The organism is Nonomuraea sp. NPDC003707, from assembly GCF_053587055.1.
In genome coordinates, this window is record NZ_JBSFNK010000022.1 from 92381 (window position 1) to 114906 (window position 22526).

Genomic DNA, 22526 nt, shown 5'->3' on the forward strand with positions numbered 1-22526 from the left:
CCGTTCGCAAACAAACGCATCGGCTGCCATACCCGTACCTCTGGAGGAGCTCCGTGGCGATCGCCGTCCCCACTGATGCAGACGCGCTGGTCCGCGCCCGCATCGGAGAGCTCCTCGAATCATGGCAGCCCTGGCACCGGCGGTTGTGGGATCTCGGGACGGTCCTCGCGATGCGGGAGGCGGTCGAGGCAGCGGACTGGGTGGGACACCATGTCCTCCATCCGAAGACTCTGGCGTGGTACGTCCGGGAGTCCCTGTTGCCCAGGCTCAGGACCGACAGTGCCATCGGGGATGGGGAGTTGCGGCGGGAGATCCATAGGGCCTGCAACGCCCCGATCAAGCCAGGGGCACGAAGCCAGCGCACTCTGACGCTCCTCGCCGACCTCGTGGCCGACGGTTACCTGCGCCGATGGCGCGATCTGCTCGCGGCCGGACCAGTCCATGTCGAACGTGCCGCCCGGTGCATCGCGGCGCACATGCTCGATATGGGATTTCATCAGGATTATCTCTACGGCGAGATCAAAACTCGCCTCCGAGCGACCGGAACCGCGGTCGACCTGATTGAGCTGTTCCTGGACCTCGAAGCCCGTGGCGACCATGAGTACGAAGGAATGATCGTCCTGCGGGACAAACTGCCGGCCGCACAGGTTGCGGCCAAGTCCTCCCACTGGATGTCCCCGGAGGAGGTGAGCCGACGGCTCAGTACGGAGTTCCCGGGAGTCGCTTCGGTCCGCGCCAGCGGCGGCCTGCTGTTTCGCGTCCGCGCCCGGGACCGTGTCGCGGCACTCCATGAGATCACCGAACGTTTCGACCGGATCCGGAACCGGGTCCGCTACCGGCGGGGGCAGACGTTTCTCGACGTCCATCCTCAGATCTTCCTGTCCGGTCTGGCTGAACCTCAGGATTTCAACCGTGGCGACCCTGCGGTGACCGTCCTGTCGCTGGAACGTGTCGGCTTGCTGTACGAGCTTCCGGAGTCAGGCTCCGACGGTGCTCGGATCGACGACGCGCTGGAGTTGGCTGCCCCGCTGACCGAGAGTTCGCCGAGCACCGCAGTCGCAGGCGCGTGGGCCGCCTTGGAGTCGCTGCTCTTCTGCGACACGGACGAGGCCGATCATGAGGAGGGCCGCGTGGTCTCCGCCGACCGGGCAGCCGCGCTGGTGACTGCCGGATGGCCGCGCGCCGAGCTGACGGCATTGAGCCACACGCCCAAGATACGGGCGGCGGATCCTCGGCTCCGCCGCGATTTGCACCTCATCGGAGACAACAACCGGGAACGATCCAGACGCCTGGCCGAGTGGCTGGCCTCTCAGCCGGCCCGTCCGGCATGCGACCTCACCACGGCGGCGGCCTTCGAGCGAACCCGGGAACTGGTCGCCGCCCCGACAAGAACTCTTCATCGGGTCAACGGCTATCTGCGGGGTACGTTCCGGCGCCTCTACCGGCAGCGGAACATCGTCCTCCATGGAGGCTCCACCCGCTCCATCGCGCTGGCCGCCACCGTTCGGACCGCCGGACCGCTCGTCGGCGCGGCACTCGACCGACTCGCCCATGGCCATGCCGTCTCCGGGATCGCGCCGCTCGAGCTGGCCAGCCGCGCAGGGCTCTGCCTTCGCATGGCAGGTGACAAGGACGGCTGGCCTCTACACGATCTCCTGGGAGCCTGAGAGGAGCCGGTGACCGCCGCGTCTCAGGAGTAGGTCCCTGGGAGGTATGGCCGGGCGCGCGCGGCGACGGCCGTGGTCAGGCCACGCGCGCCCGGAGATCATGTGTCAGCCGTGCATCGGCGCCCAGACCGTCATCGGGCCCGCCCCCCGGTTCGCCCACGCGTAGTACGGCACGAACGTGAGGTCGACCGGGCCCGCGTGCTCCGGTTCGCGGGGGGCGGCGGCGGTGCGGTAGGGGAAGCCGCCGTCCTCCTCCCGGTGCACGTGGGCCCGGCCGCGCGCGATGACCGGCACCACCTCGTCGGGCAGGCCGGTGACGGCGGTCCCGTCGCGGAGGTCCGCGCCCGCCACGCACAGGTCGTCCACGATGACGCCGGGGTGGTCGGCCTGCTCCAGGCAGTAGACCAGCGGGCCGCGCTCGACGGCCACCTGGCCGCGGGCCACGTCCAGGCGGGGTACGGCCACCGTCAGCCGGGGCCGGATCCCGAGGTCGAGCACGATCCGGTCGCCGGGCCGCCAGGTCCTGCGGACGCGGTGGTAGGTGCCGGGCTCGGCCGGCCGGTCGTCCACGCCGGCGGCGTCGGCCCAGGCGGGGATGCGGGCCGAGAGCGTCCACGGCCGGTCGGGAGTCTCCCTGACCGTGATCTCGATCCGGCCGCTCCACGGGTAGCCGGTCGCCACCTCCAGCACCACGGAACCCGCCCGCACGGTGCCGGGCGCGTACAGGTGGAGCTGGACGCCGTCGCCGTCCCTGGTGGCGAGGTAGTGGTCGAAGGAGGAGAGCAGGCGCATCACGTTGGGCGGGCAGCAGGCGGTGCCGTACCAGTCCTGGCGGCCGCGCGCCGGCGAGCGCAGGTCGTCGGGGTCCGCGCCGGCGCGCACGCGCAGCGCGTTGACGTAGAAGAAGCGGTCGCCGCCGAGCGAGACGCCGGGCAGGACGGCGTTGTAGAGCGTGCGCTCGATCAGGTCCGCGAACGCGGGCGTGCCGGTGGCCAGCAGCATCCGCCACGACCACTGGATGCTGCCGATGGCCGCGCAGGTCTCGCAGTAGGCGGTGTCCGGGGCCAGCTCGTGGTGGCCGCCGAACGCCTCGCCGTACCAGTTCGAGCCGAGGCCGCCGGTGAGGTACGTCTTGGTCGCCACCATGTCGTGCCACTGCCGTTCCAGGGCGGCGAGCAGCTCGAGATCGGAGGTCTCCACGGCGACGTCGGCCGCTCCCGCGGCCAGGTACATGGCGCGTACGGCGTGCCCCTCGACCGTGGCGGCCTCGCGCACCGGCACCCGATCCTGCCGGTAGCCGGGCCCGTGGTGGCCCTTGAGCGGGATGAGCGCGTGGCCGCGGGTGGTGACCTGGCGTGCGGCGAGGTCGAGGTACGCGCGCGTGCCGGTCTCCCGGTGCAGCTCGGCCAGGCCCATCTCGACCTCGGGGTGGCCGTCGAGCGCGTCCGGGGGCAGCGCCGCCGCCAGGTGGTCGGCGAACCGGGTGGCGACCCCCAGCAGCGTACGGTCGCCGACCGCCCGGCTGCCCGCCACCGCCGCCTGCATGAGGTGGCCCGCGCAGTAGAGCTCGTGGCTGGAGGCCAGGTCGGAGTAGCGCTCGGCGCCGGTGAGCCGGGTGTGGGTGTGCAGGTAGCCGTCGTCGCACTGGGCGGCCGCGACCAGCTCGGACGCCTCCTTGTACGGCCGCGCGAGGTCGTCGTCGTCCGCCCGTCCGCGCTCCCAGGCGAGCGCCTCAAGCCACTTGTAGACGTCGGAGTCGGCGAACACCTTGCCGCGATGCGGGCCCGCCTGCCTGAGGTTGTCGAACGCGCCGGACTCGCGTACCCGCTCACCGCCCAGCGGGATCGTGACCTCGCGGTTGACCCGCTGCCGCGCCCCCCAGAACCCGCCCTCGACCCGCCCGCCCGCCACGGGGCGCAGGGCCACCACCGCGTCGGGGCCGGGCCGTACGACCGAAGACATCCGATCATCGCTCATACTGCTCATCCTGCCTCAGGGCCAAATATCCAACAAGGATCGAATATTTATGCTCCACGATGCTGTATCCGGAACCCGCCGACCAGGGTTGCCGTCCCTTGAGGAGGGCACCCACCGACCGCCCGTCGTGCGTCGCCGCTTGGAGCGGGGGCGTGCGTCGCCGCTTGGAGCGGGGCGTGGCGCCGCCGAGCGCGCCGTGGGGCGGGAACGGCGCGGCGCCCGGCCACCCCTTCTCCCCGGAAGGACCTCGGCCGAAGTGCGGGGGTGCACCTTGACGGGGCGGGAGGGACGACGCACGCTTGATGGGACGTCTATGCATGTATGAATATTTATGCGAAGGGACGCCCATGCCCGAAATCCCCGACACGGTGCTGCTGGAAGAACGGGCCGAGCTGGCCATGAACGCGGTGGCCGGACTGCCCGACCAGGACATGGACGGCATCCCGTACTTCAGCGCCGACCTCCTGGCCCGCCCCGCGGCGCTGCGGCACGGCGACTGGGACTACGGCTCCAGCCACGGACGGCTCCTGGACGCCTGCGTGCTCGCCCGGCAGATGACCGGCAAGGACACCTGGCGAGAGGTGGAGGAGGGGTTCAGGCGGCGGCTGATCGGCTTCTTCGGCGACGACGGGCTGAGCTACCGCCTGGCGCGCCCCGAGGTGGGCTGGCCCCCGAACGCCAACCTCATCGACCAGCGGGCGGTCCTCCTCTCGCTCACCACCTGGTACGTCTCCGACGGCGACCCCGAGGCCAGAAGGCTGGCCGACCGGCACGTGGCCGCGCTCAAGCGGATCGCGATCAAGGAGCGGGACGTGTGGTTCTACCCCGCCTCCGAGTACACCCCCGGCGGCTGGCCCTCGCCGAACGCGATCGCGCTCCACCTCGCCCCCGACCCGGCCTCGTTCAGCGGCCGGCTCATCATGCCGCTGCTGCGCTACCACCAGGCGACGGGCAACGAGGACGCGCTGGAGCTGTGCGGCTGGTTCGCCCGGCTGATCGTGCACAAGAGCGGAGTCTTTGGGGACGATGGGAGCTTCAACCCCGCCCGCGCGTATCGCAGCGCCCACTTCCACACCCGCCTCGGCACGCTCGAAGGGCTCGCCCGCTACGCCCGCCACGTCGGCGACCACGAGCTGACCGCGTACGTCCGCCGCGCCTACGACTGGGCGCTCGGGCAGGCCACCGCGTTCGGCTGGACGCCCGGCGACCTGGCCGACCAGCGCTACGAGCACGAGAGCTGCTCCCTGGTGGACCTGATCGGCACCGGGACCACGCTGGCCGGGTCGGGCCACACCGCGTACTGGGGCGTGGTGGAGCGGTTCCTGCGCAACCACCTCGTGGAGTCGCAACTCCTGGACCTGAGCTGGGTGGAGTCCGCGCCCGACACCTCGGGAGACGAGCCGGGCTGGGTCACCCACGTGCGGGTGGGCGAGCGGGTACGCGGGGCCTTCGCCGGGTACGGCGCGCCCAACGACTTCGTCTGCGACGTGGAGCTGGGCCGCGGGCACACGGCCGACGTGCAGGCGTGCTGCGTCGGCTCGGGGCTGCGCGGCCTGTTCTGGGGCTGGAACTCGATCGTCACCGCCGATCCCCACGCCGTCCGGGTCAACCTGCTCCTCACCCGGGCCACCCGGCACGTCACCGTGCTCAGCCACCTCCCCCACGAGGGCCGCGTCGACCTGGACGTCCACGAGGACCTGCGCGAGCTGCGGATGCGGGTGCCCGACTGGTCCGGGTACGCCAAGGTGCGCGTCGCCCGCGAGAGCGGGGACTTCGACGGGACCCAGGCCGGGGCGTGGGCGCCGGACGGCTACCTGTCGATCCCGGCGCCACGGCGAGGGGAGCGCGTCACGGTCACGTTCCCCGTGCCCGAGACGGCGACCACCGAGGTGGCGGCGGGGCGGGAGTACCGCGTGCGCTGGCGGGGGGACGACGTGATCGGCATCAGCCCGGAGGGGACCGCCCGGCCGATGTACAGCGGGCGCAAGGTCCATCCGACCGCGCCCCGGCGCGACTACGAGCTGGCCCGGCCGGCGAAGGAGTGGGCATGGTGAACCGGTCTCTCCCCGAGGTGCCCGCAGGCGGCTCGCTGCGGCCGTACGACCTGCGCTGCGAACACCGCGGCACCCCGCTCGGCATCGGCACGCCGGTGCCCCGGCTGAGCTGGCGGCTGGCCTCGGACCGGCGCGGCGACGCACAGGACGCGTACCGGATCCGGGTCCACGCGCGCGGCGTCCTGGTCTGGGACAGCGGCTGGGTCGAGGGCCAGGACGTCAGCGCCGACTACGGCGGCGCGCCGCTGGCGTCGTTCACCCGCTACACCTGGACGGTCGAGGCCCGGATCGAGACGGGGCCCGGCGGGGCCGCGGAGTCGTGGTTCGACACCGGGGTGATGCACCAGGACGAGTGGGTGGCGGCCTGGATCGGGCACGATCCCGAGACCGAGCCGCCGTTCGAACCGCCCACCGACGAGGGCGAGCCGCGTTCCGCCCGCACCGCGGGCCTGCCCGCGCCTCGGTACTTCCGGCGCGTGCTCGACCTGCCCCCGGCGACCGCCGTGCGGATCGCGTGCAGCGCCCGGGGGCTGTACGAGCTGCGCGTCAACGGCCACCGGGTCGGCGACGGCGAGCTGACGCCGGGCTGGACCGACTACCGGCAGCGGGTGCCGTACCAGGTCTACGACGTCACGGACCTGGCCGGCGACGGCCCCGTCTGCGTGGGGGCGATCCTCGCGGACGGCTGGTGGTCCGGCAGCCTCGGCTGGGACATGCGGCAGCAGGCGGTGCGGTACGGCCGGCGCCCGCAGCTGCTGGTCCAGATCGTCGCCGAGCACGAGAACGGCTCCCGTACGGTCGTCGGCACCGACGGGCGCTGGCGGGAGAGCACCGGGCCGCTGCGCCACGCCGACCTGCTCATGGGCGAGTGGTACGACGCGCGCCTCGAACAGCCCGGCTGGGACCTGCCCGGATTCGACGACGCCTCCTGGGCCCCCGCCGGAGTCGTGGACACCGCGCACGACGTCCTCGTCCCGTCCGCCGCCGAGCCCGTCCGCGTCACCCAGGACCTCGTGCCGGTGGACGTCCGCCGGGGCGACGGCCGTACCATCGTCGACCTGGGCCAGAACATCGCGGGCCGGGTCCGCCTGGTGGTGCGCGGCGCCCCCGAGGGCGCCCGGGTCACGCTGCGCCACGGCGAGGCGCTCGACGACGACGGCGGCCTCTACACCGCCAACCTGCGCTCGGCCGAGGCCACCGACCACTATGTGGCGGCCGGGGCGGCGGTGGAGACGTTCGAGCCGCGCTTCACCGTGCACGGCTTCCGGTACGTCGAGGTCAGCGGGCACGCGGACGTCGAGGTCGTGGGGCGGGTGCTGCACTCCGACACGCCGGTCGCGGGCGAGTTCTCGTGCTCGGACGACATGGTGCGGCGGCTGATGAGCAACATCCGGTGGAGCCAGCGCGGCAACTTCGTCTCCGTGCCGACCGACTGCCCGCAACGCGACGAACGCCTCGGATGGACCGCCGACGCGCAGGTGTTCCTGCCGACCGCCTGCTACAACGCCGACGTGGCCGCGTTCTTCACCGGCTGGCTGGCGGACCTGCGGTACGCGCAGACCGGCGAGGGCGCGGTGCCGGACGTGATCCCGCACGTCATGACCGAGCGGCACGGCACGCCCGGCTGGGGCGACGCCGCCACCGTCGTCCCGTGGCACCTGTACCGGGTGTACGGGGACGAGCGGGTGCTGCGCGACAGCCTGCCCAGCATGCGGCGCTGGGTGGACCACGTCGAACGCCACAACCCCGAACTGATCTGGCGCAACCGGACCGGCAGCCACTACGGCGACTGGCTGCAGGCGGGCGTGCGGACCTCGCGCGAGGTGATGGCCACCGCGTACTTCGCGTTGAGCGCGGAGCTGACCTCGAAGGCCGCCGCCGTGGTGGGCGACGTGACCGCTTCCGCCCACTATGCCGAGCTGCGTTCGAGGATCGGGGACGCTTTCGTCCGGGCGTTCGTGTCGGCGGACGGCCACGTCACGGGCGACACGCAGACGGGCTACCTGCTGGCCCTCGCGCACGGCCTGATCCCCGAGCCCCTCGTCGCCTCGGCCGTCGGGCACCTGGTGGCCGACCTGGAAGGACGTGGGCGACGCCTGACCACCGGCTTCGCCGGGGTGGGGCTGCTCGGTCCCGTCCTGTCGGCGCACGGCCACCACGACCTGGCCTACTCCCTGCTGCACGACGACCGCTACCCGTCGTGGGGGTACTCGATCAAGCGGGGCGCGACCACGATCTGGGAGCGGTGGGACGGGTGGACGGAGGAGAGCGGCTTCGGGCCCGTCGCCATGAACTCCTTCAACCACTACGCGCTGGGCTCCGTCGGGGCGTGGCTGTACGGCGGGGTCGCGGGGATCGGGCAGGAGGAGGGGTCCGTCGGGTTCCGCCGCCCGCTCATCCGGCCGCTGCCCGGCGGGCGGCTCCAGTGGGCCGCGGCCTCGTACGACAGCCCGCTGGGCCGGCTGGGCAGCCGGTGGGAAGTGGACGGGAACACGCTCCGGCTGGAGGTCCGCATCCCGCCGGGGGCCGAGGCCACGGTGCACGTGCCGACCACCGATCCGGCTTCTGTCCGCGAGTCCGGCGCGCCCGTGCCCGGTGAGGTCGTCGGCGGGGCGCTGGTGTGCCGGGTCGCGTCCGGCCGCTACGAGTTCACCGCGGCGTGGGAGCGATGACGGACGGCCGCCTGGTGACCACGTGGGCGACCGACACCGAGCAGCCCGGGGGAGGCCGTCCGGTGACCACGTGGGCGGCCGCCGCCGAGCGGGCGGGGGCCGGGCTGCGGGATCTCACCGTACGCAATCTGGTGCGGACCGGCGCGGGCGGGACCGGCCTGCGGGTACGGCTGACCAACGCGCTCGGGGACCGGCCGGTGACGTTCGGGCACGTCCGCGTGGGCGTCCCGCGCTCCGGGGCTGCGCTGGTGCCGGGGTCGAACCGGACGGTGACGTTCGGCGGGCGGCCGGAGGTGACGCTGGCCCCGGGCGCGACCGCGCTCGGGGACCCGCTGCCCGGCCGGGTGGCGGCCCGGCAGGGCCTGGCCGTCAGCCTGCACCTGCGGGGCGACGGCGGCGTCCTGACCGGCCGCAACCGGGCCACGGCCCCGCCGGACGACGCGGCCTACCGGTCGCTCCCCGGTGACCACACCGCCGACGAGGACGGGGCCGCGTACGTCGAGGGGGTGGCGGTCTGGCACTGGCTGGACGCGTTGATCGTCACCGCGCCCGAGCCGGTGTCGGCGGTGGCGGTGCTCGGGGACTCGATCACGACCGGGGTCGGCTCCGAGACCGGCCACGGCTGGCCGGACCTCCTCGCCGACCGGGCCCTGCTGGAGTCATGGCCGCTCTCCGTGGTGAACGAGGGCGTGTCCGGCGGCCGGGTGCTGGCCACCGGGACGGGACGCGACGCCGAGGCGCGGCTGGCCGCCGAGGTGCTGGCCAAGCCGGGGATCGGCGCCGTGATCCTGCTGGCGGGCGTCAACGACCTCGGGGCGGGCGCGCGGGCGGAGCCGCTCGTCGCCGCCTACCGGCGCATCGTCGAGCGGGCGCACGCCGCCGGGGTACGCGTGATCGGCGGCACGCTCCCGCCCTTCGCGGGCGCGGAGTACCACACGGCCGCGGGCGAGCGGGCTCGGGAAGCGGTGAACGCGTTCGTACGGGACGGCGGCGTGTTCGACGGGCCGGCCGACTTCGACGCGGCGCTGCGTGACCCCGCCGACCCCCGCCGCCTGCTGCCCCGCTACGACTGCGGCGACCACCTGCACCCGAGCGCGGCGGGCCACCGGGCGATGGCCGCCGCGCTCGAACCGCGCGTGTTGCTCGACGCCGCCGGTCAGCGGCCGGGTCTGGGCAGGCGCGCCGCCGGCTCCGGGCGGTGGATGCCCCGGGGGCGGTAGCCGAGCGCGTCGGAGACGCCGAGGTAGTCGGCGAGCAGCCAGATGATGGCCAGCCACATCTCGGTGCCCTGCAGCCCGGGCGTGCGGGCCGCGCCGCTCCCCCTGGTCAGGGCGAAGCTGAGGCCCGCCCCGTCGTGCCAGCCGCCGACCGCCCGTACGAGGTGCTCCTTCGCCCACGCCGCGCCCTCCTCGCGGCGGTGCCGGGTCTGCCTGCCCAGCAGCCACAGCGGGTGGATGACGTCGAGCACGTTGCAGGCGTTGCCGGTGTCCGGGCCGAAGTAGCGCGGGTCGCGGGCCTGCGCGAGCACGGTGTCGACGGCCCGCTCGGGATACGGCACCGGCACCCCGAATTGCGCGAACGTCCCCCGCGTCAGCCGGTAGAACCCGTTGACCACCTGCAGCCAGCCCGCGTCCGGGTCCGGCTCGCCCCACATCCCGTGGGCCTGGCTGCAGCGGGTGAGCAGCCACCCGTACAGGGTCTCGGTCTCGCCGCGCACGCCGAAGTCGGCGAGGTTGCGGTGCAGGCCGGTGCCGAACGCGTCCACCCACGAGCCCGCCGTCCAGGCGTTGCGCTCCCAGTCGAGGGCGTCGAGCGAGGTGATCAGGTCCTGCGAGGTGACGTCCGCGACGGCGTGGACCGGGTGCCGGAACCGGGTGCCGAGCAGGTCGAGGGCATAGCCGACGCAGAGCACGTGATAGGCGGCGACCCCGTCCAGCTCCGGTGGCCCGGAGGCGCCGAGCTCCGGGACCAGGCCCGTGGCCGGGTCCTGGCGGTCGCGCAGGAACGCGACGATCTCCTCCCGCGCCGGGGTCGGGGGCGGGCCGTCCAGGAGGAGGTCGGCGATCTCCACCGCGTCGCACCAGGCGCGGACGGTCGGCGGGGCGTCCGGGCGGTCCACGTACCGCTCCCCCGTCCAGCAGCGCCCCAGCACGTCCTCCGCCTGCTCCCTGGCGCGGGCGGCGAACCCGGCGAGCAGCCCTTCCAGATCGTCCCCCGAGCCGGTGGCGCGGCGGTCGCGGATGCGGCGGGCCGGGTTGCCCGCGACCATGGCCCAGGCGGGCACGTCCTTGGTGACGACCGCGCCCGCGCCGACGACGGCGTGGTCGCCGATGGTCACCCCGTCGAGCACGACCACGTTCGAGCCGATCCACACGTCGTCGCCGATCCGGATGCCCTTCGACGTGGTCGGCTGGCGGAAGACCGGGCGGTCAGGGGCGGTGCCGTGGTTGAAGCCGAGCAGGGACGTGTGCGCGCCGATCCGCACGGCGTCGCCGAGGACGATGTTCCCGCGCACCACGGCGTACGGGTTGACGGTGCAGTCGTCGCCCATGACGACGTCATGGGTGACGTACGCGTGGGCCGCGATGTAGCAGTGGTCGCCCATGCGCAGGCGGTCGGCGTACACGGCGGCCAGCGGCGAGACGAACACCTTGCCCGCCTTGAGGTCGAACCTGGCCCGCAGCTCCTCCAGGTGGCTCTCCTGGGCGCGACGGTCCTCCTCGGTCGCGTGGTCCCAGAACAGCCACGGGCAGAAGTCGAACTTGGTCGGTTCCGTCATGTGATCAGCATCCTCTCAGGCGGTCAACGTCATCGACCAGGAGTGGCGGCGGACCGGCAGCCGGTACCGCTCGGGCAGGGCGGGGCCGCAGGAGGCGCTGCCGAGGCCCTGCTGCCCGTGGTCCAGGTTCAGCCAGACGCGCCCGGAGTCGCGCAGGTCGTGCGGCCTGGCCGCCGCCTGCAGCGCCTCGCTGGTCCAGCGGCGGGCGGTGAAGTCCAGGTGCGGCTCGCCGTCCACGCGCAGGGTCGGCAGCCCCGCGCCGGACAGCTCCAGCCAGCGGGTCTCGACGTGGTTGCCGTTCTCCTGCGGCACCACGTACGGGGTCTGGAGCGCGTCGATCGCCAGCGCGAACCGGCCCACCCGCGCGGCGTCCCGGCTGTCCGCGTACGACTCGCCCGGGCCCCGCCCGAACCACGTGACGTCGGTGTAGCCGCCGGGCAGGGCGAACCTGGCGCCCATGCGCGGCGGGCTCACGTTCAGGTGGCCGTAGGCGGTGTCGTGCCAGTCGCCGACGGGCTCGGCCTCGATCCGCAGGTGCAGCGCGCCGTCGCGCCACTGCCAGGTGTACGTGGTGAGGAAGCCGAGGGTCCGGGTGGCCGGGCCGCTCCGGCCGCGGACGACCAGCGTGCACTCGTCCGGCCTTTCGAGGGCGACGGTCCGGTGCAGGAAGCGGTCGAGCCCCACGGCCTCCCAGTCGGCGGCGAGCGCGTTCCTGGGGCCCTGGCCGCGGTCGTTCTCGGTCGGGGCCCGCCACACGTCCAGCACCGGCCCGTCCAGCTCGACCCCGTGCAGCCGGACCAACCGCCCTGTCCTGGGCTCGAACACCGCCCCACCCAACGGCAGCCCCGCGAGGGTCGGCGGGTCGGCGGGCGGAGGGGCCGGGCGGTGGTGGGGGGTGGTGCCGAGGCGGGACTGGGCGAAGGCGACCACGTGCCCCGCCGGCGCCCAGCCGGTCGCGGTCGCGAGCGCGGCTTCGATCGTGATCCACGTCTCGCCCTCCAGGGTGCGGACCGCCACCTCCGGCAACGGCACCCGCGCTGTCTCCCGCGGCCCGCACCCCGGGACCCGCAGCACCCCGCCCTTCGACGCAGGGACGCCGTCCACCTCCACCCACCACCGGAAGTCCAGGTGTCCGAGGTCGATCAGGTCGTGCTTGTTGGCGACCACCACCTCCCCCGCCCCCACGTCCACCGCGATCCCGACCGGCTCGAGCGCCTTGCGCAGCTCCGCCAGCCCCGGGGACGGCGTGCGGTCCGGGAACAGCAGCCCGTCCAGGCAGTACCGGCCGCCGTTCGGCTGGTGGTCGATGTCCCCGCCGTGCCGGAAGTACGGGCGGCCCAGCGCGTCGTGCCCGGTCAACCCGTGGTCGATCCACTCCCACACGAACGCCCCGCAGAACCGCTCGTACGACTCCAGGATCGCCTGGTAGTCGGCCAGCGAGCCGGGCCCGTTCCCCATGGCGTGGGCGTACTCGCACAGCAGGAACGGCAGCCCGCGACGGCGCACGTCGTCGGCCGACCCCGGTACGACCCCGTCCGGCGGGTCCTCCTCGCGCCGCCCGATACGCTCCAGGTCGTCCAGCGACGGGTACATGAGGGTGTAGAAGTCGGAGTGCCGGTAGCTCGGGTCGCGCTCGTAGTGCAGCGGCCGCCCGGGGTCGCGGGCCCGGATCCACCGCTCGATGTCGCCGAACGCCGGCCCGCTCCCGCTCTCGTTGCCCAGCGACCAGATGACGACGCTGGGGCGGTTCTTGTCGCGTTCGACCATGCGCCGGGCCCGGTCGAGCAGGGCGTCGCGCCACATCGGCTCGGCCGGCGGGTTGCCCTCCCAACCGGCGTAGATGAACCCGTGGGTCTCGATGTCGCACTCGTCCACCACCCACAGCCCGTACTCGTCGCACAGCCGCAGGAACTCCGGGTGCGGCGGGTAGTGGGCGGTGCGGACGGCGTTGACGTTGTTCCGCTTCATCAGCACGATGTCGCGGATCATGGTGTCGCGGTCGAGGGCCCGGCCGCGTTCCGGGTGGTGTTCGTGCCGGTTGACGCCGCGGAAGAGGACCGGCGCCCCGTTGATCAGCAGCCGCCCGCCGGCGATCTCGACGGTCCTGAACCCGATCGGGAGGTCGATCGTCTCCCCGGCCGCCGTGAGGGTGCCGCGGTAGAGGCGCGGGCACTCCGCGCTCCACGGTTCGACGCCGGGGACGGTGACCTCCTCCCCGGTCGCGACCGCGAGGCCCAGCTCGGGGATCTCGACCAGGCCGGGGGCGTCGGCGGTGACGAGGAGGGTGCCGGAGCCGTCGGAGGCGTCGTAGGAGGCGCGGACGGTGAAGTCGTCGATGCCGCCGGAGGGGCGGGCCAGCAGCTCCACGTCGCGGAAGATGCCCGGCAGCCACCACATGTCCTGGTCCTCGAGGTAGCTGCCGGACGACCAGCGGTGCACGCGTACGGCGAGCAGGTTGCCGCGCGGCCGGACGAGCCCCGTGACCTCGAACTCGAACGGCAGCCTGCTCCCCTTCGAGTGGCCGAGCAACGAGCCGTTCAGCCACACCGTGCCGCAGGAGTCCACCCCCTGGAAGCGCAGCACGGCCCTGCCGCCGGGCCAGTCTTCGGGCCAGCCGTCGGGCAGGTCGAAGCGGAGGCGGTAGTCGCCCGTGGGGTTGCCGTCGGGCAGGTGCGGCGGGTCGATGGGGAACGGGTAGGCGGTGTTGGTGTAGAGCGGGCGATCGTGCCCCTCCAGCACCCAGTGCGACGGCACCAGGATCGTCTCCCAACCGGTGTCGTCGAGCGCCGGGTCGGGCAGCGAGGGGCCGGTGCCCTCGGCCGTGCCGGAGAGCCGGAAGCGCCACTGACCGTTGAGCGACAGGCGCGGCGCGTCGGAGAGGAAGTCCGCGCGTGCCGCCCGCCGCCCGGAGCCCGGCCCGGGGTCTTCGTGGAAGTCAACCATCCGCACGCCCTTCCGCGACAAAACGTTTTAACCCTATACGCGAAGATTCCCGCCTGCCAGCTCCTCATGCATTGACATCCGACATTGAATAAATATATCCTAGGTAAATCGTTTCAATAAGATAGGTGGGCCATGCGCGGGTTTCTGCCGGACTGGGAGTCGCTTCGCCGTCACCCCATCCCCGAGTGGTTCGGGGAGGTCAAGTTCGGCATCTGGTCGCACTGGGGCCCGCAGTCCGTGGCGAGCTCGGGCGACTGGTACGCCCGCCACCTCTACGGCATGCAACCCGCCTCCGAGGCCTGGGAGCGCCGCCGTGCCGACCGCCAGCACGCCCACCACCGCGACCGCTTCGGCGCGGGCGGCGCGAAGGACCTCTTCCACCGCTGGCGCGCCGAGCGCTTCGACCCCGGCGAGCTGATCGACCTGTACGTCTCCAGCGGCGCCCGCTACTTCGTCGCCCTGGCCGCCCACTGCGACAACTTCGACCTGTGGGACTCCGGGCAGCACGCCTGGAACGCCACCCGCGTCGGCCCGCGCCGCGACATCGTCGGCGCCTGGGAGCGGGCGGCCCGCGCGGCCGGGCTGCCGTTCGGGCTCAGCTTCCACAACAACTGGACCTGGCGCTGGCTCGACGTCGCGCACGGCGCCGACCCGGCCACCGGCCGGCCGCACGACGGGGGGCTGACCAAGGGCGACGGCGCCGGCACCTGGTGGGAGGGCCTCGACCCGGCCGAGCTCTACCCGGCCAGGCACGCCCCGGGCGCCAAGCCCCCGCCCCAGGTGGCGGACCGCTTCTACGCCCGCGTGCGCGAGGCGATCGACCGCTACCGCCCCGACCTGGTCTATCTCGACGACGGCCGCCTGCCGTTCGACGCGGGCAGCGTGGTCGAGTCGGAGCCGGTCAGCACGCGCGGTCTCGACCTGCTCGCCCACTACTACAACACCTGCCCGACCGGCGGCCTGGTGACCGTCAAGGACGTCCCCGACGCCGACCGCACCGCCGTCGTCCTCGACTGCGAACGCCGCCAGCTCGACGCGGCGCAGCCGTACCCCTGGCAGTTCGACACCAGCGACGGCGAGTGGTTCGACTGCTCGGACGACGACCCGATGTTCCACCCGCGCAAGACGTCGCAGCAGGTCGTGCACACGCTGATCGACGTGGTCAGCAAGAACGGCACCCTGCTGCTCAACGTCCCGCAGCGCGCCGACGGCACCGTGGACGCGCACGCCCGCACCCTGCTGGGCGAGGTGGGCGACTGGCTGCGGGTGTGCGGCGAGGGCGTGTACGGCACGACGCCGTGGAAGCGCGCCGCCGAGGGCGCCACGGGCCTGGGCGAGACGAAGGGGTACGAGGGCTACAACGAGGCCGACCGCGCCTACCGGCCGGGCGACATCCGCTTCACCCGGCGCGGCGACGCGGTGTACGCCACGCTGCTCGCCTGGCCGGAGGAGGGGACGGCCGCGATCACCAGTATGGGCACCGGCGAAGGGCTGCTGGAGCGCCGCCCCGCCCGGGTCGAGCTCCTGGGCCACGGCCCCGTCGCCTGGCGGCTGGCCGAGGAGGCCCTGTATACCGACCTGCCCCCGACGCCACCCACGAAAGCCGCGTACATGCTCAAAATCACCTGACCTGGAGCCCCTGCCATGGCGACCAACCTGCGAACGTGCGACCTGATCGACCCCCTCGGCATCGAGATCACCCGCCCGACACTCAGCTGGCAGCTGACCGGCGCCACGACGCAGACCGGTTACCACGTACGGGTCGAGCCCGACTTATGGGACACCGGCGAGGTCGAGTCGGCCGGCCAGCGCGTGGTGTACGACGGGCGACCCCTGACCTCCCGGACGGCGGCGCGCTGGCGGGTGCGGATCCGCGACGGCGACGGCCGATGGTCCGGCTGGAGCCCGCCCGCCCGCTTCGAGCTGGGCCTGCTGAGCCCGGACGACTGGACGGCCTCGTGGATCACCCACCCCGACTGGCACGACGAGGGCAACCCGCGCGCGGGCGAGGGCAGGCCGCTGCCGCTGCTGAAGGGCGAGTTCGTCCTGGCCCAGCCGGTCGTCCGCGCCCGGCTGCACGTGGCGGGCCTCGGCGTCTACGTCGCCACGGTGAACGGCGGGCCGGTGACCGACGCCGTGCTGGAGCCGCCGTACACGGACTTCGGCAGGCGCGTCGTGTACGCCACCCACGACGTGACCGAGCTGCTGCGCGAGGGCCGCAACACGCTCGGCGTCGAGCTGGGCCCGGGGATCGCGCACGTCTTCCCGCACCAGGACCGGTACATGAAGTTCTTCGGCTCCAAGGCCGCCCCGCGGGCCATCGCGCAGCTCGAACTGGACTACGCCGACGGCTCGTTCGGCCGGTTCGTCACGGGCCCCGACTGGCGGGCCGCCGAGGGCCCGACCGTGCGCTCCCACTGGTACGGCGGCGAGGACCACGACGCCCGCCGCACCGCCTCCGCCTGGCGACCCGCCACCGTCGTCCCCGGCACGAAGGACGTGCTCAGGTCGCGCGCCTGCCCGCCCATCAGGGTCACCGAACGGCTGCCCGCGACCGCCAGGCTCGCCGCTACCGACGGCACGCCGGTCTTCGACGTCGGCACGGTCGTCGCGGGCTGGGCCGAGCTGAGCCTGAACCTCCCGGCCGGCCGCCACCTGCGGCTCGTGCCCGGCGACCAGCTCGACGACTACGGCCGGGTCATCCAGTCGAAGCCCACCACCGGTGCGCCGATCTTCAACACGTACGTCACCAAGGACGGCCCGCAGACCTGGCACCCGAGCTTCCGCTACGACGGCTTCCGCTACGTCGAGGTCCAGGGCCTGCCCGAACACGTCGGCCCGGAGGCCGTGACCGCGCTCGTGCTCCGCGCGGACAACACTCCCACCGGCTCGTTCGAGACCTCCGACGCCCTGGTCAACGACATCCACACGATCATCGACCGCGCGGTGCGGGGCAACATGTACAGCGTCCTCACCGACTGCCCGCACCGGGAGAAGCTGGGCTGGCTGGAGCAGACCCACCTGCTGTTCGACGTCGTCGCCTACAACTACGACGTGGCCGCCTACTACCGCGAGCTGCTGGTCACCATCGCCGAGGCGCAGACCGGGGACGGGCTGGTGCCGGACATCGCGCCGGAGTTCCTGGTGTTCGACGCGCCCTTCAGGGACGACCCCAACTGGGGCGGCGCGATCGTCCGCATCCCGTGGCAGCTCTACCGCTGGTACGGCGACCCGTCGGCGATGGAGACGCACTACGACGCGATGCGCCGCTATGTCGACTACCTCACGTCGAAGGCCGAGGACGGCGTCCTCGGCCACGGGCTGGGCGACTGGATCGGTCTGGACGACTCGACGCCCGTCCCGCTGGTCTCCACCTGGGGCTACTGGCGGGCCGCGGGCACGCTGGCCCGCGCCGCCGGCGTGCTGGGCCGCGACGACGACGCCAAGCGCTACCGGGCCCTGACCGAGCAGGTCACCGCCGCGTTCTCCCGTACTTTCGCCGGCTCCCGCAGCCAGGCGTCGGAGATCCTGGCGCTCGACATGGGCGTGATCACCGACGAGCGGGTGCTGGACCGGATCTCCGATGCGGTGGCGGGCGGCGGCATCACGGTCGGCGAGATCGCGCTGCCCGCCCTGTTCAGGGTGCTCGGCCGGGCGGGACGGCACGACGCCCTGTGGGCGTTCGCCACCTCGACGAGCCATCCCAGTTACGGCTACCAGGTACGGCACGGCGCCACCGCGCTCACCGAGGCGTGGGACGGGCCGACGAGGGGCCTGTCGCAGAACCACTACATGCTGGGCGCCGTCGACGCCTGGTTCTACCGCGGCCTCGGCGGCATCGGCCAGGCCTCCGGCTCGAACGGCTTCCGCAGGCTGCTGATCGAGCCTGCCGCCCCCGGCGACCTGGAGTCGGTGCGGGCGAGCACCGTGACCCCGTACGGCGGGGTCGAGGTGTCCTGGACCCGCGCGGACGGGGAGTTCACGCTCGACGTGGCGGTCCCGCCGGGCTCGTCGGCCGAGGTGCGGCTGCCCGACCTCGGGCTCGCCCGGCACGCCGTGCCGGACGCGGCGGTCAAGCTCGGGGCCCGTGCCTATGAGGTGCCGGCCGGGCGCTGGACGTTCGGGGCAGGCAGGTGATCGGCACGTACGACGCCGCCCGCGTCAGGACCCCGCACAAGGCCGGCAGGCTGCTGGTCGAGGGGTCACGGGAGCCGGGCAGGTTCGACAGCCTCTTCGTGGACTGCCCGTTCGTGTGCTCCGACGGCGGCGAGTACCTGATGACGTACGTCGGCTTCGACGGGACCGGCTACCAGACCGCGCTGAGCCGATCGGCGGACCTCGTGTCGTGGACGCCGGGCGAGGTGATCCTGCCGCGCGACCCCGCGCACCCGTACCGGGGCTACAACGCGGCGCTCACGTCGATCGTGCGCGACAACCGCCTCGACTCCCCCGGCCAGGTGACCCGGCTGGACGGCCGGGCGGTCGGCACGTACCACGCCTATCCCGAGGCGGGCATGGAGATGGGGGCGGCGGTCATCGGGTTCGTGGCCAGTGAGGACCTGCGTACCTGGGTGGACGTCGGGTCGGTGCTGCGCCCGCAGGACGGCGGCGCGTGGGAGCGCGGCGGCCTGTACAAGTCGTGGCTGCTCCGCCACGACGGCCTCTACTACTGCTTCTACAACGCCAAGAACCGCACCTACGACGGCTGGCGCGAGCAGATCGGCTACGCCGTCTCCCCCGACCTCGAACACTGGGAGCGCCCGGAGCCCGGCCCGGTCGTCCCGCACGGCGGTCCGGGCGAGTTCGACGAGCGCTTCGCCTCCGACCCGTGCGTGCTGCGCGACGGCGACTGGTGGGTGATGTTCTACTTCGGGCTCTCGTTCGACGGGCACGCGAGGGAGAGCTTCGCGGTCTCCCGCGACCTGCGCACCTGGCGCAAGAGCGGCGAGATCCTCATCGACGTGGGCCCGCCGGGCTCGGCCGACGACACGTACGCGCACAAGCCCGCGCTCGTCTCCCACGGCGGGCGGCCCCACCACTTCTACACGGCGGTACGGCGGGTCGAGCCGTACCAGGTCGGCGAGCACACGCTGGTCGAGCGGCGCGGCATCTCCCTGGCCCATGGATAGGAGCGCACCATGAAGTCCCGCAGGAGCTTCCTGGCCGTGGCGGCCGGCGCCGTGCTGGCCCCCCAGCTGGCCGGGCGCGCGGAGGCGGCCCCCGACCTGGACGGCTGGGCCAGGGTGCCGCGGATCCTGCGGCGGATCAGGCCGCCCCGCTTCCCCCGCCGCACCTTCCCCGTCACCCGCCACGGGGCGGTCGGCGACGGGACCGCGATGTGCACCGAGGCCTTCAGGCAGGCGATCGCGGCCTGCGCGGCGGCGGGCGGCGGGCGCGTGCTCGTGCCCGCGGGGACGTACCTCACGGGCGCGATCCACCTGGCCGACAACGTCGAGCTGCACCTGGAGGCGGGCGCCACGATCCGGTTCAGCCGGAACCCCGCCGACTACCTGCCGGTCGTCCACACCCGCTACGAGGGTGTCGAGCTGATGAACTACTCCCCGTTCGTCTACGCCTACGAGCGGGAGAACGTCGCGATCACCGGCAGCGGCACGATCGACGGCCAGGCCGACGCCACGCACTGGTGGGACTGGTCGGGCGACCCGCCGCCGTCCGAGCGTCCCGACAAGAACCTGCTGGCCGCCATGGCCGAGCAGGGCGTGCCGGTGGCCGAGCGGGTGTTCGGGGAGGGCCACTACCTGCGCCCCAACCTCATCCAGCTCTACCGCTGCCGCAACGTCCTGATCGAGGGTGTGACGGTCAAGGACTCCCCCATGTGGAACATCCACCCGGTCCTGTGCACCAACGTGACGATCCGCGAGGTCACCGTGGACAGCCCGAACGGCCCCAACAACGACGGCTGCGACCCCGAGTCCTGCGTGGACGTGCTCATCGAGCGGTGCGAGTTCAACACCGGCGACGACTGCGTGGCCATCAAGGCGGGCAAAAACGCCGACGGCCGCCGGGTGAACGCGCCCTCCATGAACGTCCTCGTGGACTCCTGCGTGATGCGCGACGGCAACGGCGGCGTGACGATCGGCAGCGAGACCACCGGCGGCGTGCGCTGGGTCTACGCCTGGAACTGCACGATGAGCAGCCCCCGCCTGGAGCGCGCGATCCGCGTCAAGACCAACCCCGACCGCGGCGGCTACGTCAGAGACGTCTACTTCAGGGACATCACGGTGGGGCAGGCCGCCGACGCGGTGATCGAGGTGGCCCTGAACTACGAGAACAAGGACACCGGCCCGTACTTCCCCGACGTGGGCGCCATCGACGTGCGCCGCCTGCGGGCCGGGCGGGCGCCCAGGGCGTTCAACCTGATCGGCAATCCGGGCAACCCGATCAAGGGCGTGCGGGTGAGCGGCAGCGTGTTCGAGGAGATGGCCGAGGACGACGTCGTACGCGACGTGACGGGACTCGTGCTGCGCGACGTCTGGATCAACGGCCGCCGCGTGGACTCCGGGGGATGAGACGGTTCCGCCCCTGATCAGGGCTCGACGAGGCCCGCGCGGATGGCGTAGCGGGTCAGGTCGAGGCGGTCGCGCATGCCGAGCTTCTGCAGGATGTTCGCCCGGTGCCGGTCCACGGTCTTCACGCTGATGACGAGCGTCTCCGCGATCTCCTTGGCCGAGTTGCCCTCCGCGATCAGCTTGACGATCTCCTCCTCCCGGGGCGTCAGGATGCTCTCGGGCATGCGCTCACCCTCGCGCGAACGCTGCAGGTAGTCGCGGATGAGCGCGGTGACCGCTCCGGGATACAGGAACGGCTCGCCGCGCATCGTGGCCCGGCACGCCTCCAGCAGGTCCTGGTCGGCGACCGACTTGAGCACGTATCCCGAGGCGCCGACCTTGAGGGCCTCGAAGAAGTACTGCTCGTTGTCGTACATGGAAAGGATCAGGATGCGGATGCCGGGCGCGCGGCGGGAGATCTCGCGGGCCGCCTGGAGCCCGGTCATGCGCGGCATCGCGATGTCCAGGATGGCCAGGTCCACCGCGTCCTCCGACGCGGCCGTGACGGCCTCCGCGCCGTCGGCGGCCTCGGCGACGACCTCCAGGTCGGGCTCCGCGTCGAGGATCATCTTGAGTCCCCGGCGGACCAGCGCGTGGTCGTCGGCCAGCAGGATCCTGGTCTTGGCAGTGCTCACCGCGTTGGGCTCCGATCGTTCGGGATGGTCAGGTGGACGCGGGTGCCTTCCCCCGGTGGGGAGTCGACGGTCAGGCGGGCGCCGATCAGCAGGGCTCGCTCGCGCATGCCCCGGATCCCGGCCCCGTCCTGGCGCGCGCCGCCCTGCCCGTCGTCGGTGACGCGCAGGGTCAGCCGCCCGTCGTGCGTGGCCAGTGACAGCTCGGCACGCGTGGCGCGGGCGTGCCTGGCGATGTTCGTGAGGCTCTCCTGGGCGATCCGGTACAGCACGAGCTCGACGTCCGCGCCCAGCTCGGGCAGGTCGTGCTGGACGGCGCGGGTCACCTGGACCCCGCTCATCTGCGAGACGTCGATGCACAGGGCGCTCAGGGCGGCGTGCAGCCCGAGGTCCTCCAGCACGCCGGGCCGCAGCCGGCGGGCGACCTGCCGGACCTCGTCGAGGCTGGCGCGTACGGTCTCCTGCACGCCGTGCAGGTCCTCGCGCAGGTCGTCGGGCGCGCGGTCGACCACCCGCTTCAGGCCGAGGAGCACCACGGTCAGGCTCTGGCCGATCTCGTCGTGCAGCTCGCGGGCGATGCGCCGCCGCTCGCCCTCCTGGGCGGCCAGGGCGTGGCCGCTGCTGGCGCTGCGCTCGGCCTCCAGGCGGTCGAGCATCGCGTTGAACGTGGCGATCACGTGGGTGAGGTCGCTGTTGCCGCCGTCGGTCAGCCGCTCACCGGTCCTCAGCAGGTCCACGCGCTGCATGAGCGTGGTCAGCGCGTCCAGCGGGGCCAGGCTGCGGCGCAGGAGCAGCGCGTTGGCGGCCAGCATCAGCGCCAGGCCCACGATCAGCACCGGCACCTCGGCCAGCACGAGGGGCGCGGACACGGTGGCCGGTGAGATCGCGAGGACGAGCGTGGCCACCGCGAACACCAGCCCGTTGATCATGAACAGCCGCCGGAACAGCGCCTGTGCCGGGCTCCCGGTCGTCCTCTTCGCCCTCTCGGTCATTTCACCAGCCTCTTTGTCTCCCGGTCCGGTTGTCGATCCGGCCTGACCCCCATCCTGCGGGACGTCCCTACATGCTCCGTCCCTCCCGGTATGGGTGCTGGACCCGATGGTGCCGGGCCCGCCCGGGCCACGAGACTGGGACGGAGCCGCCGCCCGCGAAGGATGTCCTCGAAGCGGCGCGCGCGACGAGACGATCATCCTGGAGCGGCGGCTCACCAAGCCCGAACCCGTTCCGACCCCG

13 protein-coding genes are annotated in these 22526 nt (G+C 73.0%); 8 read left to right on the top strand and 5 right to left on the bottom strand.

Translation table 11 applies throughout. The features are described 5' to 3' along the window. The first annotated feature begins 53 nt into the window (after positions 1-53). Positions 54-1667, top strand: a complete 1614-nt coding sequence (locus tag ACWDRB_RS42080; protein WP_449903625.1) for a hypothetical protein — start codon at positions 54-56, stop codon at positions 1665-1667. Between the two features lie 105 nt (positions 1668-1772). Here ACWDRB_RS42080 and ACWDRB_RS42085 read toward each other — a convergent pair whose 3' ends face one another. Then, entirely contained in the window at positions 1773-3644 is a 1872-nt protein-coding gene (locus ACWDRB_RS42085; protein WP_449903628.1) for a glycoside hydrolase family 127 protein, read from the bottom strand. A 347-nt stretch (positions 3645-3991) separates the two neighbouring features. On the opposite strand from ACWDRB_RS42085, the gene ACWDRB_RS42090 reads away from it, so the two are divergent. The 3 genes from ACWDRB_RS42090 to ACWDRB_RS42100 are packed head-to-tail and all read left to right on the top strand — an operon-like array spanning position 3992 to position 9590. Then, positions 3992-5698, top strand: a complete 1707-nt coding sequence (locus ACWDRB_RS42090) for a hypothetical protein (protein WP_449903631.1) — start codon at positions 3992-3994, stop codon at positions 5696-5698. After that, positions 5692-8370 carry a family 78 glycoside hydrolase catalytic domain gene (locus ACWDRB_RS42095; protein WP_449903633.1) on the top strand — a complete coding sequence of 893 codons (2679 nt, stop codon included), beginning with the start codon at positions 5692-5694 and terminating at the stop codon, positions 8368-8370. Before ACWDRB_RS42090 ends, ACWDRB_RS42095 begins: the two co-directional genes overlap by 7 nt. Further along, complete coding sequence (locus ACWDRB_RS42100; RefSeq protein WP_449903636.1) at positions 8367-9590, top strand: GDSL-type esterase/lipase family protein; 1224 nt, start codon at positions 8367-8369, stop codon at positions 9588-9590. The genes ACWDRB_RS42095 and ACWDRB_RS42100 overlap by 4 nt, the downstream gene beginning before the upstream one ends. Here the strand turns inward: ACWDRB_RS42100 and ACWDRB_RS42105 are convergent. Both ACWDRB_RS42105 and ACWDRB_RS42110 read right to left on the bottom strand, forming a co-directional pair. After that, positions 9527-11149 (bottom strand): acyltransferase, encoded by a 1623-nt coding sequence (locus ACWDRB_RS42105; RefSeq protein WP_449903638.1) that lies wholly within the window; start codon positions 11147-11149, stop codon positions 9527-9529. The two genes, ACWDRB_RS42100 and ACWDRB_RS42105, sit on opposite strands and share 64 nt — an antisense overlap. A gap of 15 nt (positions 11150-11164) precedes the next feature. Continuing rightward, the gene (locus tag ACWDRB_RS42110; protein WP_449903640.1) at positions 11165-14092 is read right to left on the bottom strand and encodes a glycoside hydrolase family 2 TIM barrel-domain containing protein; all 2928 of its coding nucleotides are present in this window, start codon (positions 14090-14092) and stop codon (positions 11165-11167) included. 132 nt (positions 14093-14224) lie between these two features. Between ACWDRB_RS42110 and ACWDRB_RS42115 the strand changes: the two genes are divergently transcribed. From ACWDRB_RS42115 to ACWDRB_RS42130, 4 genes are read left to right on the top strand one after another with little or no spacing between them, the layout of a single operon-like run. Further along, the gene (locus tag ACWDRB_RS42115; protein WP_449903642.1) at positions 14225-15721 is read left to right on the top strand and encodes an alpha-L-fucosidase; all 1497 of its coding nucleotides are present in this window, start codon (positions 14225-14227) and stop codon (positions 15719-15721) included. A 15-nt stretch (positions 15722-15736) separates the two neighbouring features. After that, positions 15737-18229 carry a family 78 glycoside hydrolase catalytic domain gene (locus ACWDRB_RS42120; RefSeq protein ID WP_449903644.1) on the top strand — a complete coding sequence of 831 codons (2493 nt, stop codon included), beginning with the start codon at positions 15737-15739 and terminating at the stop codon, positions 18227-18229. Continuing rightward, positions 18226-19221 (top strand): hypothetical protein, encoded by a 996-nt coding sequence (locus ACWDRB_RS42125; RefSeq protein ID WP_449903646.1) that lies wholly within the window; start codon positions 18226-18228, stop codon positions 19219-19221. Before ACWDRB_RS42120 ends, ACWDRB_RS42125 begins: the two co-directional genes overlap by 4 nt. Positions 19222-19230: 9 nt before the next feature. Then, positions 19231-20622 carry a glycoside hydrolase family 28 protein gene (locus tag ACWDRB_RS42130; protein WP_449903649.1) on the top strand — a complete coding sequence of 464 codons (1392 nt, stop codon included), beginning with the start codon at positions 19231-19233 and terminating at the stop codon, positions 20620-20622. 17 nt (positions 20623-20639) lie between these two features. Here ACWDRB_RS42130 and ACWDRB_RS42135 read toward each other — a convergent pair whose 3' ends face one another. Both ACWDRB_RS42135 and ACWDRB_RS42140 read right to left on the bottom strand, forming a co-directional pair. Beyond that, entirely contained in the window at positions 20640-21296 is a 657-nt protein-coding gene (locus ACWDRB_RS42135) for a response regulator (protein ID WP_192791443.1), read from the bottom strand. Next, positions 21293-22285: a HAMP domain-containing sensor histidine kinase gene (locus tag ACWDRB_RS42140; RefSeq protein ID WP_449903652.1), complete on the bottom strand. Its 993-nt coding sequence runs from the start codon at positions 22283-22285 to the stop codon at positions 21293-21295. The genes ACWDRB_RS42135 and ACWDRB_RS42140 overlap by 4 nt, the downstream gene beginning before the upstream one ends. Positions 22286-22526 lie beyond the last annotated feature (241 nt).